The organism is Vibrio sp. SSH13-20 (genome assembly GCF_040104475.1).
GTDB classification, from domain to species: domain Bacteria; phylum Pseudomonadota; class Gammaproteobacteria; order Enterobacterales; family Vibrionaceae; genus Vibrio; species Vibrio harveyi.
The window spans coordinates 86,129-104,833 of sequence record NZ_JBECOU010000002.1; the positions used below are offsets into that span (position 1 = coordinate 86,129).

At 45.3% G+C, this 18,705-nt stretch carries 14 protein-coding genes; 3 read left to right on the forward strand and 11 right to left on the reverse strand.

The annotated features are described in order from the left end of the window. Positions 1-2: 2 nt before the first annotated feature. The 8 genes from ABMY42_RS05645 to ABMY42_RS05680 all read right to left on the reverse strand — a co-directional run bounded on the left by ABMY42_RS05645 (position 3) and on the right by ABMY42_RS05680 (position 12,810). Positions 3-893, reverse strand: a complete 891-nt coding sequence (locus ABMY42_RS05645) for an N-acetylglucosamine kinase (RefSeq protein ID WP_009698737.1) — start codon at positions 891-893, stop codon at positions 3-5. Between the two features lie 2 nt (positions 894-895). Then, on the reverse strand, positions 896-2,635 hold the full coding sequence (locus ABMY42_RS05650; protein WP_050933884.1) for a glycoside hydrolase family 9 protein: 1,740 nt from the start codon (positions 2,633-2,635) through the stop codon (positions 896-898). A 71-nt stretch (positions 2,636-2,706) separates the two neighbouring features. Next, a complete protein-coding gene (locus ABMY42_RS05655) occupies positions 2,707-3,702 on the reverse strand; it encodes an ABC transporter ATP-binding protein (protein WP_005446311.1) in 996 nt (331 codons plus the stop codon). A 48-nt stretch (positions 3,703-3,750) separates the two neighbouring features. Beyond that, positions 3,751-4,734: an oligopeptide/dipeptide ABC transporter ATP-binding protein gene (locus ABMY42_RS05660; RefSeq protein WP_005446313.1), complete on the reverse strand. Its 984-nt coding sequence runs from the start codon at positions 4,732-4,734 to the stop codon at positions 3,751-3,753. Positions 4,735-4,736: 2 nt separating this feature from the next. Continuing rightward, a complete protein-coding gene (locus ABMY42_RS05665) occupies positions 4,737-5,762 on the reverse strand; it encodes an ABC transporter permease (RefSeq protein WP_005446315.1) in 1,026 nt (341 codons plus the stop codon). A gap of 2 nt (positions 5,763-5,764) precedes the next feature. Beyond that, complete coding sequence (locus ABMY42_RS05670) at positions 5,765-6,751, reverse strand: ABC transporter permease (protein ID WP_005446316.1); 987 nt, start codon at positions 6,749-6,751, stop codon at positions 5,765-5,767. A 170-nt stretch (positions 6,752-6,921) separates the two neighbouring features. After that, positions 6,922-8,604, reverse strand: coding sequence for an ABC transporter substrate-binding protein (locus tag ABMY42_RS05675; protein ID WP_005446317.1), 1,683 nt, complete (start codon positions 8,602-8,604; stop codon positions 6,922-6,924). Positions 8,605-9,423: 819 nt separating this feature from the next. Continuing rightward, complete coding sequence (locus ABMY42_RS05680; protein WP_009698734.1) at positions 9,424-12,810, reverse strand: response regulator; 3,387 nt, start codon at positions 12,808-12,810, stop codon at positions 9,424-9,426. On the opposite strand from ABMY42_RS05680, the gene ABMY42_RS05685 reads away from it, so the two are divergent. Next, positions 12,809-13,042, forward strand: coding sequence for a hypothetical protein (locus ABMY42_RS05685; RefSeq protein WP_029790366.1), 234 nt, complete (start codon positions 12,809-12,811; stop codon positions 13,040-13,042). The two genes, ABMY42_RS05680 and ABMY42_RS05685, sit on opposite strands and share 2 nt — an antisense overlap. Here the strand turns inward: ABMY42_RS05685 and rsmC are convergent. The 3 genes from rsmC to hemL form a co-directional block, all read right to left on the reverse strand. Beyond that, positions 13,039-14,064 carry a 16S rRNA (guanine(1207)-N(2))-methyltransferase RsmC gene (gene rsmC / locus ABMY42_RS05690; protein WP_005449178.1) on the reverse strand — a complete coding sequence of 342 codons (1,026 nt, stop codon included), beginning with the start codon at positions 14,062-14,064 and terminating at the stop codon, positions 13,039-13,041. The genes ABMY42_RS05685 and rsmC overlap by 4 nt on opposite strands. 76 nt (positions 14,065-14,140) lie before the next feature. After that, the gene (locus ABMY42_RS05695; protein WP_005449176.1) at positions 14,141-15,226 is read right to left on the reverse strand and encodes an AI-2E family transporter; all 1,086 of its coding nucleotides are present in this window, start codon (positions 15,224-15,226) and stop codon (positions 14,141-14,143) included. 359 nt (positions 15,227-15,585) lie between these two features. Then, positions 15,586-16,881: a glutamate-1-semialdehyde 2,1-aminomutase gene (gene hemL / locus ABMY42_RS05700; protein WP_005449175.1), complete on the reverse strand. Its 1,296-nt coding sequence runs from the start codon at positions 16,879-16,881 to the stop codon at positions 15,586-15,588. Positions 16,882-17,127: 246 nt separating this feature from the next. Here hemL and erpA point away from each other — a divergent pair, with 246 nt between their 5' ends. Both erpA and ABMY42_RS05710 read left to right on the forward strand, forming a co-directional pair. Further along, positions 17,128-17,469 carry an iron-sulfur cluster insertion protein ErpA gene (gene erpA, locus ABMY42_RS05705; protein WP_005449174.1) on the forward strand — a complete coding sequence of 114 codons (342 nt, stop codon included), beginning with the start codon at positions 17,128-17,130 and terminating at the stop codon, positions 17,467-17,469. Between the two features lie 113 nt (positions 17,470-17,582). Next, on the forward strand, positions 17,583-18,698 hold the full coding sequence (locus tag ABMY42_RS05710) for an efflux RND transporter periplasmic adaptor subunit (RefSeq protein ID WP_172580192.1): 1,116 nt from the start codon (positions 17,583-17,585) through the stop codon (positions 18,696-18,698). Positions 18,699-18,705: the final 7 nt, after the last annotated feature.

Consider the following 18,705-nt stretch of genomic DNA (forward strand, 5'->3'; position numbering starts at 1 on the left):
TCCTACTCAACACTCACCGAGTAAAGGTTATGTTCTGGCTTACCAGCAAACATAATGGCTCCTTCAATCGCATCAAACTGAGGTTCAACCACCCACTGTTGAACTGGTGGAGATAACCAGTTCAGGATTCGCTCTGCGATACTGCCCATTAGGCAGATACGAGTAGCCCCACGCTTATTCAGCGCGACTAAGAACATTTCTATATCGGCTGCGGTTTGCTTTAGCATTTCAATCGCCAGTGCATCACCTTGTTCAGCATGTTGGAAAATTGCTGGAGAGAATTGACCGTAATCGCGAGGTAGAGCCTGCTTAGACCATGCCACTACGTTGTCGATATCATTTTCAAAATGTGCCATTACGTGTGCTGCTAGAGGTGTTTTTTCGCGAATGCCGTCTTCTGCCAGCAAGACTTGTTGGATCAGACGCAACCCCATGACTGCGCCGCCACCTTGATCGGAGATTGGGAACTCACGACCGCCAACGACATGTTGCTCGAGACCTTTGAGGAAAATGCCGCATGAACCTGTTCCTGCGATCATGATTGCGCCATCTTCACCGTTATGCGCACCAATACATGCTCCGTAAGCATCGGTATTGAGTGTCATACTGGCAAATGGGTGTTCCAAAGCCATGAATGCTTGCCAAGAGGTTTTATGTTCCGCACCTGCTAGAGCCAGACCTACGTGCATAGAAGCGAAATCTTGTTGAGTTAGCCCGCCTTGTGCTGCCGCTGAAGCAATAGATTCAAGAATCGACGCCATCGCGATGTCTGCGCCCAGCATGATGTTTGCACTGCCGCTTTTGGCTTCACCAATGAAGTTGCCTTGTGCATCTTTGATTCGAGCGCGGCATGACGTGCCGCCTCCATCAATACCTACAAAATACATCCCCATGTTTATTGCTCCTTGAAGGCTTGAGAGTTGGCTAAAGTCGAGATGTGCTGAGCCTGACTCATCACCGCGAGTAGGAACCAAGCACCATGTGGGATCCATTGTTCACCCCAGCGCCAGTTCTGAAGCATGTCGTCTTTCTGCGCTGGTGGATTAAATGCAATGTCTTCCTCATCTTCGAAACCGCCGGTAATGCCATTACACACGCCACCTTTTGCATTGAAGAAACCGTATTGAGGAAGATAGTCCGGATTGTTACGACCATGACCATCCAACATACACATGTCGTATGGGTTCAGCCCCACAATCCAGTTAATAGAATCTTGTGCGAGTTTAGAAAGCTGCTGTTTTAGCGCTTTTGACTCAATGAAAGGGAGTGCCCCATAAGCCATGGTTGCCAGTGAACCTAGGCGAGCATTCTCACCTTGCCACCAGTAACCTGATTCGTTGTTGTGTGCGACAAAGAACGCATCCCGTTTCGCTTCATCTACGCCTTTTACGTATTGGCGTGGATAGCCAAATGGGTTCTTCACTTTGTTGGTAATAGAGACTTCAAATTCACACGCTTGAGTGATGATTTGCTTTGCTACCGATACGCGCTCAGAGTCGTCTTCGATGGTTAAGTATTCACATAGTGCGATCACAGGAAGTCCTGCTTCTGCTGCATGGAAGTAAGGTCGACTGCCATCTTGATTAGCACTCCAAAAGTGTTGAATGTTCTCATCACTTGTTTGGCGAGTTGAAAGACGTTTTGCCCATACGCGGCTTTCTTCTAGGTAGCGTATCTCTTTGGTGGTCTTAAATAGCTCTACAGCGGCAAGAAGCGCACAGTATTCATCGATGATGTTCTCTTCACCATCGTTCAAGTATTGGGTGTTGTGTTCTTTTAGGTGCCAGTAGCCGTTTTCTGCCGCATTACGGTATTTTTGTTGGTCGAATTCGCCATGAACATCTAGGCGTGCTGTTGAAGCTAATGCTGCAATGCTGATGCCTGCACCTTGTCGATAGCCTGCTTGATAGTCATCGAACTTATGACCAAGTTGAGTTTCATACGCGCAAATCTCGCGTTGCGCTGTATCTTTACTCCACTTGTCGAACACGGTCATGTAGAAGAAGCCTTTTTCATTTTGCATACGAACAAGGAAGTCTGCGCCAAATAACGCTTCTTCAACAAGACGAGTGGCCGTGAACTTAGCCAGTTTGTCGTTACCTTCGAGCAGAGATAATCCTTTCAACATGTTCCAAACTACCATCGGTGTCTGTTGTGGATTTAGGTAGTTTGCGTATGACAAATGGCTTAGATATTTACTGACGTCGCCTGATGCGTCATACCAACCGCCGTGAACATCTGCGGTTTCGCCAGAGTTAAGTAGCGGTGCTTGGCGATCTTGTTGATCGAAAATGCCGCCGCAGCGTTGAGATTTAAAATAATGGATCACATCAGACAGCGTACGATCGAGAAGAACATGCTCTCCAATCTCAAAGTGAGATGAGCGCAAATGATCGAAGCGAAGGTAGTAGTTACCGGGAGTGTTAAATGAAGAAAAGTCGACAAGGTAAAAATGACCTTGATGCCAGTTTGCCACTTTGCCTTGCTTTTCTACTGTCAGTGTCGCAACAGTTTGGTGACTGTCGGCACAAACCAATAAAGCAGTATAAGAAGACAGACGCGGTTGACTCGTCTGGATGATCGCTTTCTTAGGACCCAGACGCTCGTAACCAATATGGTTAGTCAGTAGCAGCATTCAATTTCTCCGGGAAACAATAAAATACAAAGGGAAAAAGGGGTCAGATTGATACCTGACCCTCGTTATGATTAATCTTCGAATAAGTAACAACGAACAAAATGGTTATCGGACAATTGAGTCACACCTGGCAGTCGCTCACGACATTTTTCTGTGGCATGAACGCAGCGTCCTGCAAATGGGCAACCGACTGATTCTGGTGTCCACAGTGGGATTTCACCTTTGTTACCTTTCAATTTCTCGTGAATTGACTTCGATGGATCGGGTACCGCTGAAACCAGTAGTTGTGTGTATGGGTGTTGCGGATCGTGGATGATTTCTTCAGTGTCTCCCCATTCAACCATGTGACCCACGTACATAACTGCAAGATCTTCAGCAATGTAACGTGCTGTCGCGATATCGTGAGTGATGTAAAGCAGAGACATTTGCTTCTCAAACTTCATCTCTTCCATTAGGTTGAGAACACCAGCACGGATCGATACATCAAGCATTGATGTTGGTTCGTCAGCCAATACCACTTCTGCACCAACCGCAATGTTGCGAGCCAAGTTCACGCGTTGACGCTGACCACCAGAAAGCTGGTGCGGGAACTTTTGTGCCGTCTCTTTTGGTGGAATCAGACCAACTTGTTCCAACAAATCATACACGCGCTCTTCCAACTCTTTCTTGTTGCCCGGAGCGATCTTTTTGTGGATCAGCAGTGGGCGAGCAATATGGTGGAAGATGTTGTGTGTTGGGTTTAGCGAGCCAAACGGGTCTTGCCATACCATTTGTACGCCTTCGCGGTAGGTCATCAAATCGTGTCGAGAGGTGATGTCTTGGATGTCACGCCCTTTGTATTCGATGATGCCATCCGTTGGTGCATACATTTTCGCAATCATTTTTGCGGTAGTAGATTTACCTGAACCAGATTCACCTACTACTGACAAACCGCGGCTTTTGTACATTTTGAAAGATACGTCGTTGATTGCACGCATCTTAGATTGTTTGATTGAGTTACTGTTTAAAGGGAAGTCTTTAACGACATTTTTACCTTCAATCAGCAGTTCGCCGAATTGTTTGCTCATAATTCTCTCCAGTGTAATTTTCTTCTTAGCTAGCGTTATTTTTTGTTGTTAAACCTTAGCTTGAGCAATGGTGTCGCCGTACAAGTGGCAGTTTGAGAGACGACCAGGTTCTATTTGACGTAGCTGAGTTGGTACTCTTGTACAAGCTTCATGGACGCGGTCACAGCGAGCTTGGAAACGGCAGCCTTGTGGAACTTCTAATAAGTTCAGAGGGTTGCCCGGAATACCAGTTAATTTGGTCTTAGGACCAGTTAGTGGAGGGAAAGAGCTACCCAAACCTTTGGTGTAAGGGTGGTAAGGACTTTCCAAAATTTGCTTAGAAGGCGCGACTTCAATCAACTCGCCCGAGTACATGATGCCGATGCGGTCAGAGAACTCGACCATCAATGACAAGTCATGGGTGATGAACAGAATCGAGAAGCCAAATTCTTCTTTAAGTGCGTAAATCTTTTGCAGGATTTCGCGTTGAACCACAACGTCTAGCGCTGTTGTTGGTTCATCCATGATGATCATTTTTGGATTCAGAGCCAAAGCGATAGCGATAACCAGACGCTGACGCATACCACCAGAGAACTGGTGCGGGTAATCGCTCAGACGACTAGGGTGGATATCTACGATTTCCAACAGACCTTCTGCACGTACTTTTGCTTGAGCGCGAGTCATGTTGGTGTGGCGCATAATGACGTCACAGAACTGTTCTTCCATCGTTAGTACTGGGTTCAAAGCGTTCATCGCACTTTGGAATACCATCGACATTTCGCTCCAGCGGAACGCTTGCATGCGTTCATCGCTGTATTTGAGGATATCTTCACCATTGAAAATAACCTCACCACCTGTGATAAATGCTGGCGGCTTATGAAGGCGCATTAGCGAGAAAGCAACAGTGGATTTACCACAGCCAGATTCACCAGCCAGACCGAATACTTCGCCTGGTGCAATGTCGAAGCTAACGTTGTTACATGCGCGGACATCGCCCGCGTCTGTAATGTAGTCTACGCATAGGTTACGGATAGAAATTAGTGGTGCAGTCATGATTATTTATCTCCGCTCCATAGTGCATTTTGTGGTGCCAATTCTGGCTCACGCTCTTTCTTGTCTTGTGCTGCCATTTTCTTCCAGCGCTTCATGCCTTTGTGAGAACGAAGTTGTGGGTTAGCAATTTCATCTACTGCAAAGTTCAGTAGAGCAAGACCAGTAACCAATAGAGTCAGTGCAATACAAGGAGCTAGCACTTCCCACCATGCTCCGATAAGCATTGCTGATGAAGTTTGTACGTTGTACAGCATGATGCCCCAACTGATGGTATTGGCATCGCCTAGACCTAGGAACGAGATGACGGCTTCTGTGTTGATTGCTAGCATTACCGAACCGATGAAGCTTGCGCCTACGATTGGGATAAGGTTTGGCAAAATCTCAACGAAGATGATGCGAATGGATGATTCACCAAGAACCTCTGCTGCTTTAACGAATTCTTTCTCGCGTAGTGCCATGGTTTGAGCTCGCACAACACGTGCACCCCAAGCCCAGGAGGTACCGGCGATAATCAATGCAATGGTGAGCGGTCCAGCCTCCCCGATGAAGGCTGCGAGTACAAAGAGCAATGGTAATTGTGGGATTACCAGCATAATGTTCATTGCAGCACTCAATACGTCATCGACACGACCGCCGAAGTAACCCGCTGAGATACCAATAACTGTTGCTAAGAAACACACGATAATACCCGCGCCGAAACCAACACCCAGCGATACTCGAGCGCCGTAAGCAACTTGAGACCAGATATCACGCCCCATACGAGATGTACCTAGAACGTGGTCTGCTTTTTTCGACATCAGCAGCGTGCGACGATCATCTGCTAGGTTTTTTGCAACCCAGCCATCAGGGTTATTTTGTGCTTGTTTTACAACAAAACCAGGGTATTCATGTGGGTTACCAGTGCGCTTATCTGGTGCATGTTGAGTAATCAAAGGTGCAGCTACTGCTACAAAGATGAATACCGAGATAATTGCCAAACCAACACGTGCGAACGCGTTACCTAAAATCAGTTTAAATAGTTCTTTCATGATTATTTGCCTCCCTTACGTAGGCGAGGGTCTAGAATCATGTACAGCATGTCAGCCATTAGGTTGAAGCAAAGCATGAACATCGTCATGATGATTAGCTGACCTTGAAGTACTTGGTAGTCACGTGCGTGAATTGCGTTAAGAAGAACCGTACCTAGACCTGGGTAGTTGAAGATCATTTCGATGATTAGCTGACCACCGATTGCCATACCTAGAGACATTGAAAGTGCGGTTACACTTGGTAGTAGTGCGTTACGAGCTGCGTAGTTGAATACCACACGGTTTTCACTCAGACCCTTACCTTTTGCCATCGTGATGTAGTCTTCAGCAAGAAGGTTGATCATGTTGTTACGCATGTTTACTAGGAAGCCACCGATCTGAACAATCGTCGCACAGAACAATGGAAGAATAGCGTGGTAACCAACGTCTTTTAGGAACTCCCAGCTTGTCCAATCTGGCACAGTACCCGGGGTGTATGCGTAGCCTGATGGGAACCACTTAAGACCGATGGCAAAGATGAACAGTGCTAGCATCGCGATTACCATTTGTGGAATCGCCTGAACAATAAGTGTGCCCGGTGTTACGAATGCGTCGTATCGGCTACCACGTTTCCAAGCTGCGAAGATACCTAGTACAGAAGCAATCGAGAACGATAGCACTACTGCAGTACCTGCTAGGAACAATGACCAACCGAATGCACCACCTAGTAGAGAGTTAACTGAAAGCGGGTAGAACTGGATAGAAGTACCTAGCTCCCAGCTTAGAATGTTTTTGATGTATGACAGGTACTGAATGTAAATTGGACCATCTACGAAACCTAGCAGCTCTTTCATTGCTGCGATTCGCTCTGGCGTTACCTGTACTGATGCGTTAGCAAACATCATGGTAACTGGGTCACCAGGCATTGCTCGCGGAATAATGAAGTTTAACGTCGCTGCAACCAAGAGCGCGACAAGATAGAACGACAAACGTCTTAAAAAATAACCCATAACTCACACCTTACTCACCCAGATTTTTTCCCTGTTTCTGGTTTCAGGTCGCTCCTAGCGAAATTTAGAGCGAAAAATCCCCTGACGACGAGCGCCATATGTTGGTTTGGTCACAAGGGGATTTTTATAGGCGGCACACGGGATGTGTGCCGCTAGAAATGAACTTCTACTTATTTAACTGGTTTTAGGTCCAGTACGTGAAGTAGACGCTCTGGGATACCAGCCCAAATGTTTGGACGGCCCTTAGGATTTTCTTCGTTCCACCAACCAGTGAAGCGAGTTGTGTTGTATTGGTACATGTAAGCACCAGACATCACAGGGATAGTAACTTGGTCTTGAGCGATGATTTGCTGAATACCGTGAGCGATTTCTAGCTGCTCTTGCTTGTCAGCTGTCTTGTAGAAGCTGTTTAGAAGACCATCTAGCTTGTCGTTCTTGTAGAAGTGCATCGCGAAGCGAGGCATACCGTCACCAGATTGTAGTGCTGAGTTGTAAGCACTGTTCCAGTAAGTGTATGGGTCTGCACCGTGGAAGTAGTTGGTGTACGCAACGTCGTAAGTACCTTCAAGCATTGCTTGGTTGTAAACAGAGAAGTCTGGTGTACGAGCACGTGCTTTGATGCCTACTTCTGCAAGTTGCTCAACAGCAAGCTGTACAGTGTTGTTGAAGTCAGTCCAACCGTTTGGAGATTGGATCAGTAGCTCGAAAGACTTACCAGATGGCGTATCAACGAAACCGTCTTTGTTTACATCTTTAAAGCCAGCTTTCGCTAGAAGCTTCTTAGCACCTTCAGCGTTGTACGAGTTGTAACCTTTGTACTTGTCGTGAGTCTTCTCGTCAGACCAAGCTTCGAATGCGTAGCCAAGACCAGATGCGAAGTCGTTCACTGTACCGCCGCCGTAGAATGCGATATCAATGATAGTTTGACGATCAAGAGCCATAGAGAATGCGCGACGGAAGTCAACGTTAGTTAGTGCTTCGTGCTTCGCTGCATCTGGGTTCTTGAAGTTAACTACGAACGCTTGAGTACCTGCTGGCGGGTACCAGTAGTGGTGTTTAGGACTTGCTGCTGCGTAAGTGCGGTCGATGTCTGGAACGAATGAAGAAGTCCAGTCCATTTCGCCGTTAACAATCTTACCTAGGAACTGGTCGTTGTTCGCGATTTGAGGAACACGCAAACAGTCAACGTCTAGGTTAGCTGCATCCCAGTAGTTCGGGTTTTCACACTGGATGTATAGTTGCGGAGTGAAAGTGTCGATCTCTGTAAACGGACCAGTACCTACTGGGTTCTCGTTCGTGAACGTTGAAGGATCTTTTACTTTGCTCCATACGTGCTTAGGTACGACTGGTACTTTAGCAATTTCGTAAGGAACGTTTGAGTTTGCTTCGCTTAGACGGAACTTAACTTTGTAATCGTTAACTTTCTCTACGCCAGTAACCCAAGAGTTGATACCAGATTGGTCTAGTTCTGGCTTCTCTTTTACTAGGTTGAAAGAGTAAACAACGTCATCAGCGGTAAACGCTTGACCGTCAGACCATTTCACGCCTTTACGAATGTCGAAAGTTACGCTCATTAGGTCGTCAGACATTTGGAAGTTTTCTGCTAGACGGAATACTGGCGTGTTGCCGTGCATTTCGTTGAAAACAACTAGTGGCTCGTAGATAAAGTCAGTAGTTGTGTGCAGGTTTGTTGCACCCAAGAAAGGGTTAAAGTTACGAACAAAAGTTGTAAACTCTTTAGGGTGGATAGTCAGTTCACTGCGCTCAGCGGCTGTAGCTACTGATGCGAAACCTGTAGTAGCCGTTGCAATAATTGCTGTTGCTAGTGCTGTTTTTTTAATATTGGCAAGCATAGCTGTTCCTTACTATTTGCTTTCATTTCACTAATGGAATTGAATGTCATCAATTGATAAACACTCTCCAAGGCCCACCTCTTCGCTTCACTGTAATTTGCGTCGCTCTAAGAGTGGCCTGTAGGCCTTAGGCAGGAGTAAGAAAACACCTTATCCACAAAATAATCAAACTCGATTCCCGTTAAAAACGTTAAAAACCATACCAACTCCGTCATAAACGTCATTTTGCTCGTTTTTAAGTCACCCAAGGCTAAAAAATAAACGTTGATATGCGTCGCAGTTTATATCCGCTTTAATATTGTGTGTTAGTGTTTACTTACTTAATTATGTAGTCATGTAGAGGCTTTTCTGTGGTTGTATTGCATTGGGGATCTGGCTCACACCTGAAATTTTTGTTAATTAACTAGGTGAAATTTAATCTGCCGTTCTGTTGTGATTGACTTCGCAATCTGTATCAAATGTTGCTCAATTTTCCCTTGTTGAGGAAAAATAAGTGCGTTTTGACAGCAAAAATGGGCTGCTGATTATGCTTTTTTTATTCAGGAAAGGAAGTGTTTTAAAGGTACTTTTTAAGAAAATTTACAGTAAGGAATGAGTTAGGAATAACACGACTTGAATTGTTTCTACAAATGCCGTTGCTTTTGGTTTTGATAGCTTGCTTCCAGCTTCTTATACGCTAATTGCTCTGTCCCATCGCTGCTCTGTAAGCTCCATTGCTTGCTTCTTACGGTGAGTATGGAGAAGCATTACTGCGCAATGGATAATGGCAGGGATAAAAAAGCCCCGCTAAGTAGCGGGGCTAGTATTTGCTGTTTGGTATTAACTTGTAAGGAGCCTTTGCATTTTATCGCGTTGCGCTTCAATGTAAGCTCGTTCAGGGCTTTGTTCTTTACAGTGCTCAAGAATGAACTCGATTGAGCTTAGAACCGTTCTCCAGCGCGGTGTTTTTGGTAATGTCTCAATGCGCATGTATTTATCGAGTGTCCGAGTTTGCAACGTACTGCGGTCGAGGTAGACACGCCATAAACCACTTTGCTCCGCAAAAGCAAACTTAGTTTCTCCAGTCACTGATTCCCAGTATTCCAATGCATGAGTCATCGTATCGACCAATACTTCGCGCATCAGCTCTTGTTTATCTTTCTTGTTCCCCAATGCTTTATCTGCAAGGCGAGTAAACTCACCGCCAAGTTCTTTTAGCTTCTGCAATTGGTCTTTATCACCGTCAAACGCGTAACTTGATAGAACTTCAACCGCGGTTTCTAGATTGTGGATACGAGCTGCGTTTGCACCACCGCCTACGTTAAAGATGTACATAACATCTAGACCAGAGCCTTCAGGTAATTTGAGAATGTCTGCTTCAATGTTTTGACGAATATCTTCGATGTAAATATCAATCTTGCCACAGTAATGTGGTTGTTTAACTGTCAGGAATTTAGGTGCAATAAGTTCATCTGCCGAAGAGCGTTTTAACTGCTCTAAGCTGCGTTTAAATAGCTTGCATGCCGCTTCGTTCGCAAAGCGAATACGTTGATCCTCGCGAAGGCAAATAATGGCTTCAGGTGCTGATTCTAGTTGTTCTAATAATCGACCTTGAGTCTCAAGCAAGCTAGCTTCTACTTCAGCACGTTGGCGCAGCTCCGATTCCAGTAACTTGTTCTCGATGTGGCGCATTTCTGCTTTACTTGCGGTTAAGTGTGCTTGAATACGTGCGGCGAGTTCCTGCTTATTGAATGGCTTGGTTAAGTAGTCATTCGCACCTGCTTCGAAGCCTCTTACTCGATCTTCTGTCTGACTTAATGCTGTCAACATAATGATTGGAAGCTCTGCGTGATCATAGGTCTCTCTAAGCTCACTACATACTTGGTAGCCGCTCATGCCTGGCATCATGATATCGAGTAGAAGCAACTCTGGTTTTTCTTGCTCGATTAAAGCAAGTGTTTCAGGACCATCAGAAATAGTGCGTACGCGGTAGCCTTCAAGCCTTAGGAAGCTTTCAAGAACGCGTAAGTTAACCGGTTCGTCATCAGCAACATACAACAGCGGACCATCAGGGTTCTCTGGTAATGATAAGTCGTCGTTGTTTTCAAAGTTCGCTTCTGGAATTTGGAAGTGTCCACGCGCCGCAAGGCTCTGTGTTGCTTGAATCTCTTCTTCATTAGCAAGTGGCAGAGTAAAGCTAAATGTAGTGCCGACCATTGGTTGACTACTTACATATAACGATCCACCCATCAATTCGATAAGTTGACGGCTGATTGATAAACCCAAACCAGCGCCTTGACGGTAGCGACTAGCGTCTTGGCCGGCTTGAATTAAAGGTTCAAAGATATGCTCAAGATGTTCAGCCGGGATACCCTGGCCAGTATCAACCACTTGTACGCGGACTTGATCGTCCACGACGGTGGCAGAAATTACGATCTTACCTTCAGAAGTATATTTAATTGCATTACCAATTAGGTTGTACAGTACTTGTTCCAAGCGTTGTGGATCGGCAGACACCGCTTTTAGATCGGCAGGGACCTGGTTAATGATACGAATCGTCTTGTTACCTAGTAGATGACTTGAAAGCTCAAGCACCAAGCGAGTCGCACTTGCTAGGCTCACTGCCGATTTTTGGATATCCATGCTGCCATAGCGCATCTTGTGGTAATCCAATAAATCGTCAACAAGATTTGCCAAACGTTGACCACTTTTGATGATGATATCCAATTGGTATTTTTGACTCGCAGGAATTGCACCATTAGCACCAGATACTAAAGTCTCTGCAATGCCGACCATACCGTGTAATGGTGTACGTAACTCGTGAGAGGTTGTCGCTAGGAACTCATCTTTCAGCTTATCTGCCAACTGCAATTCTTCGTTTTGCTTTTGGATCAATTTGATGTTGCTTTCTAGCTCTTCATTTTGCTGTTTAATGGTTTGGATCTTTTCTCGAATTGAGCGTTGCATGCGCTCAAAGCTGATCGCGAGTCGACCGATTTCATCTTTACGCTCTGTATTAAAGGTCGTTTCGTCCAGATCACCAGCAGATACTTTCTCTGCTGCCCAAGTCAGCTTAAGAAGCGGGGAGGTGATGAAATTAGATAAGTAGTGTGAGGCGATCACAACCAAGATGATCGCAATCAGCATCGCAATAACAAACAGCTTCTCGAGCTGGTGGACTCGAGCAAAGGCTTCTTTTTCTGGAAGTTGTACGACAATCGCCCAAGTTAGACCGCGAGTTTCAATTGGCGCAAATGCCGCAATCATCTCTTCACCCAAGCGGTTGCTGTAAGTACCTACTTCTGTGTCGCCTGCGAGTGCTTTATCGACAATCTCTAAGCTGTTTTGGATTTCTTCCTGTTTGGTGTTAATGGTTCGAGGTTTATGATCGCTGCCCACTAGTAAGGTTTCAATCGAGGAATCGCGGTTGATTTCAGCAATAAGCTTAGTAATGCCGTTGTTTGGTAAGCGGAACATCGCATAGCTGTGCAGGTAGCCTTGTTGGACAATCGGTGCGCCGAGCCAAGCGACTTGTTTACCGTTTTCGATATCAAAGTCAGACACGACAACTGGCGTGTAATCTTCATTAACCTTACGACGTGCACTCACATCTTCAGACAAACGCTTAAAGGTGCGCCCTAGCGCCGTATCTTTGTAGCGTCCTGTCAGTAGGTTAGTGCCATAGTTGTCGTCTTTATTGATTGAGTAAGTGACATTACCATCGATATCAACCAATAAAATGTCATTAAAATCAGATCGCTTTAACAGCTCTAGGTATGCCCAGTGGTAACGTTTGTGCAATAGGCGGTAACGTTCGCTGCCAACGTAGTTAGATGATTCCGGTAAAATCGAGGTTTTGATTTGATCGCCACTGCCTTTGATATAGCGCTGCTGTGCGTTTTCTCTGGCTTCATCAATATCGTGACCCAAGCGACTAAACGCATTGACCAAACCGTAGAATCGTCCGCCGCTGGCGTAAGCAAGTTCGGAGCGTACGAAGCCCATGACTTCAGTCTCTTGAGCTGCAAAGTAGTCGATGATTTGTTGTTGTTTGGTATCACGAACTGAAAGAAGGTGCGATGTGCTTTGTTCTTGAAGATCTTTACTGTGTGATTGCAGGAAGAAAATCGCAGTTATCGTCAGTGGCGTGATACTAAGAACCAAAAACGCGGTCATTAGCGTGCTTTGCAGGCGCTTAAATTTCTGCTTTTTGTAGAATTTAAACATGGATAAGATTACAACTCATAAAAGGGCAGCGACCAATTTACTGGGGCTTGCCAAGGTTCTCGTTAAAAACGGACAAGAAGTTAAATTCGATAGAATTAACAAAATTAACGAGTTTTTTTTCTTTGACAAGAAAGTTGATTGGAAAGCGTGGGGAGAGACGCAGTTTTTCGTTGAGTTGAATGAATTTTGGCAAAGGTTTGCGCAGGATTTCACCTGCGCAAAGAGAGATTAGGATTTTTTCGCGTAGTATATCGAGAATTTATTGGTCTTATTTAGCGTCTCGCAATTATTGAATGCTTGCTCAATAATTGGTGGGTATTTTAAGAAGCTGTTTGCCACAATCACCATTTCACCCTGTTTAGTCATGTATTGTGGTGCTTGACCCAAGAGTGTTTCCGCAGCGTTGTAGTTTGTATCTAGACCACTGTGAAACGGCGGATTACTGATGATAAAGCGATAATCTTTTGCCGTATCGGAATAGATGTCTGAAGCAAACACACGTCCAGTTATGCCATTCGCTTCTAATGTTGCTTGGCTTGATGTGATGGCATAAGCGTTAATATCACACATCTCAATCGCGATATCTGGGTTGGCTTTTGCCATGAATGCACCCAGCACTCCTGCACCACAGCCAAAATCGAGCACCTTGCCAGATAGTTTAGGTAAAGTCTCAAGCAGTAATCGACTGCCTAAATCAAACTCACCATGGCTAAATACACCAGGAAGGCTCTTAACCGTAAGTGATTGCTCACCCAAAGTGACGGTGTAGGATTTAAACCAATCTGCTTGATTGAAAGGCTTTGGCTGGTTAAGGCAAGTACCCCAGTAGAATGAGCAACGGCGAGCTGAGTCGTACTTGTTCACTGGACCGTACTCTTTGAACATTTTCTCAATGCTCTTGATACCTGAACGGTTCTCACCAACGACGACGATTTCTGTATTGATGCCAAGTTTCGCCATCAACATTGCCAGCAAGTATTCTGCCTCAGATTTAGCTTTTGGCCAGTACAGAAGCACCATGTCTGCTTGTGTCTCAATATCAAACTCTGAGCCAAAGTGGCTCTTCACCTTGTTCGATGTGCGAATTTGACGGTAGTAGCTGTAGTTAGAAGTAAAAACCTCCACTGACTCACAATGAGCCACTAACTCGAGAGGAAATAGATCTTCAACTTCACCAGCGACTAAAACGTGTTTTCCGTTAAAGTACTCAAGTTGGCGCTGAGCTATTTGGCTAGGAGCAATATAAGCAGACATAAATTTGGTTCATCAGAAATAATTAGGGGCAGATTTTCGCACAATCTGCCCCAAGCTTGAAGTGATTAAGCAGCGACTAACTGTTGTCTTGTTGGTTGAGGAAATCCTTAAACTCTTCTTCGTAGATGTTAAACAACACCATGGTGACGGCAAAAATCAGTGGACCGTAGATAAGACCGATCAAACCAAATAGATGCAAACCACCCAATAGAGAGAAAAATATCATTAGCGTGTTCATACCCGCGCTGCCTTGCATTAGCAGAGGGCGTAATAGGTTGTCGATAGAGCCGACTACCACGACACTCCATACCGTCAAGAAGATTGCCCAAGTGGTGTCACCGGTTAAGAACAAGTACGCTGCGGCTGGAATCCAAATTAGTGCTGTGCCAACTACAGGGATAAATGATGCAAAGCCCATCATGGTTCCCCAGAATAAACCAGGGAAGCCTGCAAGCCACATACCGATACCACCAGCAAAGCCTTGAGCAATCGCGGTTAAGAATGACCCCATTACAGCGGATTTCGAGACTTGTTCAATCTCGGTCAGAATTTTGTCTTCTTGGCTGCGTGAGAGGGGCAGAATATGACGCATTGCTGAAATGATCTTGTCGTGGTCACGTAACAGGAAGAACAAAACGAACAACATTAGGAAAAAATCCATTAGGAAGTTCGTTGCATCACCTAGGATTTTTGCGCTTATAGCTACAAGGTTTGAACCAAATGATGTTGCGAATTGCCCGATCTTTTCTGCGATGGCTTGTGGTTCGATTTTGTCGAAAGGTAAGTACTCATTAACCAACGCTAAACCTTTGACTACCCAAGGATGTTGGAAAATATCTTGGATGCCACCATTGGTTACCCACTTGTAGGTATTTTGCGAAAATACCGAACCTTGCTGCACGATAGCGGCAAAAACAAATAGTAATGGAATCACGATAATAAAGGTTAAAACCACACAAGAGAGCAGTGAGACCAAGTTTTTGTGATTAGGTAGTTTTCGTTCAAACCATTCATGTATTGGGAACATGAGCAGTGAAATGATAAACGCCATGACGATCGAGTTGATGTAAGGTTCGACCAACAAATAGCAGGCAAAAGCAGCGGCGAGCAGCGCAACAACTAGCACTCGATGACTCGACGTGATTTTTACATTATTCGGCATGTGATTAATCCAAATTACGGAATATTTACGTTTACGCCTTATACCACAGCGCAAAATCTTTATTACTTTGCACCGACGATTCTTTCAAGCTTATGACATAGCTGAATTGGGAAGGTGCAGTTGACCTTGTTATAATGACCACAAATCAGGTGGTTATCAATCAAGAGATGGAAAAATGGGTTGTTGTAACAGCGATAAGAAATGCCAGAGCGAAAAGAAGACCAGACGCATTCCTTGGTTTGGGATTGTTCTTGGGATTCTTGCCATCTTAGTCATCTTTAATTGGCAAGCATAATTCAAATAATAAAAAAGGACCTCGAAGGTCCTTTTTTGGGAATTTATGTTCTGGGAAGGAACGCTTATTTTGATTCTTCTGCCAGAATTGCGAAACAACGATCCGCAGCTTCTAGTGTTGCGTCGATTTCTTTTGAACCGTGAGCAAGAGAAGTAAAGCTTGCTTCGAATGCTGATGGTGCAAGGTATACACCGTGTTTTAGCATTAGGTGGAAGAAACGCTTAAAGCGCTCGACATCGCACTTAGTCACGTCTTCGTAGCACGTTACGGTTTCTTGGTCAGTGAAGAAGAAACCAAACATGCCACCCACTTGGTTTACTACCATTGGGATGCCGTGTTTTTCAGCAAGAGCTTTGAAGCCTTCAGCAAGTTGTTTGGTTTTTGCAGCAAGACGTTTCTCGTTACCTTCTTCTTTTAGCAGGTTCAAACATGCAAAGCCTGCCGCCATTGCTACTGGGTTACCGGAAAGTGTGCCCGCTTGGTATACAGGACCTGTTGGCGCAACATATTGCATGACTTCTTTACGACCACCAAAAGCACCCACTGGCATACCGCCACCGATCACTTTACCTAGTGTCGTTAGATCTGGTTTGATGTTGTAGTGTGCTTGCGCGCCACCTAGAGCTACACGGAAGCCTGTCATTACTTCATCAAAAATCAGTAGAGCGCCTTCTTGGTCACAGATTTCGCGTAGACCTTCGTGGAAGCCTTCTACTGGAGGGATACAGTTCATGTTGCCCGCTACTGGCTCAACGATGATACATGCGATTTCGCCTTTGTTTGCGGCGAATAGTTCACGTACTGAATCTAAGTCGTTGAATGTTGCCGTTAGTGTGTGCTTCGCAAAATCGGCAGGAACGCCAGGAGAACTTGGTTGACCTAGAGTTAGTGCACCTGAACCTGCTTTTACTAGCAAGCTGTCTGCGTGACCATGGTAACAGCCTTCGAACTTCATGATCTTGTCACGACCAGTAAAGCCACGAGCAAGACGGATAGCACTCATTGTTGCTTCCGTACCAGAACTTACCATGCGGATTTGTTCCATAGATGGCACTAGCTCAGATACAAGCTCTGCCATGGCAATTTCCATTTCAGTTGGCGCACCGAAACTTAGACCGCGTTGTGCAGCATCGATAACTGCTTCACGGATAACTGCGTGGTTGTGACCTAAAATCATAGGACCCCAAGAGCCAACGTAATCAATGTACGCTTTACCATCGGCATCAAAAATCAGGGCACCGTCTGCTCGTTCGATAAATAGCGGAGAACCGCCAACGCCGTTGAATGCACGAACTGGTGAGTTCACACCGCCAGGAATGGTTTGCTGAGCCTTTTGATATAGCTCTGATGATTTGGTCATGGGGTTATCCTCTTTTGATTGCTCGGACCAAGTGGAGCGCATTGTACCTAGCTAATCTCAAGTTAGAAACGTTTTGGGTAATTTATGTGTTGTCTGGCGGTGTAATCTTACATATCAGCATCTGATCTAAAGAATCGTCGGTGAATACTTGAACGAGTTGGTCAGGTATTGGATAATCGCTCTAATTAGCACAAATTTGACGTCTCGCTACAGGCTTGACGCATTACACGAGTGAGAGAGGTCTTCGTGAGCGAAGTAAACGTACCATTGTCTTTTTCTGATGCAGCAGCATCACGCGTTAAAGCGCTGATTGCGGAAGAAGAAAACCCAGCACTGAAGTTACGCGTATACATTACTGGCGGCGGCTGTAGCGGTTTCCAATATGGCTTCACATTTGATGAGAGCGTAAATGAAGGTGATACTACGATCGAAAACAGTGGCGTAACACTGGTTGTAGACCCAATGAGCCTGCAATACTTAATCGGTGGCGTGGTTGATTACACAGAAGGTTTAGAAGGAGCTCGCTTCTTCGTTAATAACCCAAATGCGACGACAACCTGTGGTTGTGGTGCATCATTCAGTGTGTAATTAATACGACAACAGGCAGCCAATCGGCTGCCTGAGTTTTACGTAGCAGGAAGTCACGTAAACGCCCCCTCGTTTTCATGATGAAGTGGGGGTAAAAATAAAAAGGACTTTATATGTCTGGAACTTCTTTCGGACGTCGTTTTGTCGAACGTCCATGGCTAGTCTCTCTAACGCTTGTTATCGCTTTGGCTGCTTGGCTCGCAATGGGTCAACTCAATGCACAAGACGAATCGGTCTCTTCTCCATCCTCTCAATCAGATGATACGCCTGTCGCAAAGGTGATGTTCAACTCTTTTGAAGCACAACCAACCAGTAAAACGATTGAACTTTACGGTCGAACTGCGCCGAATCGGCAAGCTCGTTTAGGGGCAGAAGTCGCAGGTAAGATTGTGAGCTTGAACGTGCAAAAAGGACAAAGTGTTAAACAAGGGCAGGTGATTGCCAACATTGATGAGCGCGATCTAGATATTCAACTTAAACGCGCCAAAGCAATGCTGCGTGTAAAAGAAAAAGAATTTAAAGCCGCAGAATCTTTGAAGAATAGAGGGTTGCAAGGTGAAGTTGCTTTTGCCACTGCTCAAGCGGCACTTGTCGATGCCCGAGCAAACTTAAGCAATGTTGAAACTGCACTTAAAAATACCAAAGTAAGAGCCCCTTTTGACGGCATTCTGGACCATCGATTCGTTGAAGTGGGAGATTTCGTTGGCGTCGGTGACCCAATAGCCACTGTAATTGACTTAGAGACGTTAGTCATTGAAGCGGATGTGAGTGAACGTCATATTCAGTATTTAAAACAAGGTCAGCAAGCCGATGTTAGAACCATTGATAACATCCATCATCAAGGCACCATTCGTTATATTGGGCGCGTATCTTCAACTTCGACCAATACATTCCCTATAGAAATCGAGATTGATAATCGAGAGAGTGCGATGCCTGCGGGTGTCAGTGCTGAAGTGGTACTGTCGCTAAGTGAAGTTCTGGCAGTGAAAGTGACCGCAGCCATGTTGGCGTTAGATGAAGAAGGCAATCTTGGTATCAAAACGCTTCGTGATCAGCATGTTCACTTTGTGCCTATCCAACTGGTCAAAGCTGAGAAAGACGGTGTCTGGTTATCCGGCTTAGGAGACCAAGTTGACATCATTGTGCTTGGACAAGGCTTTGCACGTGATGGTGATTTAGTGATGGCGACAAAAGTCGACGATGCCATTGAAGCTGCGAACCAGCAATAAGGAGGCA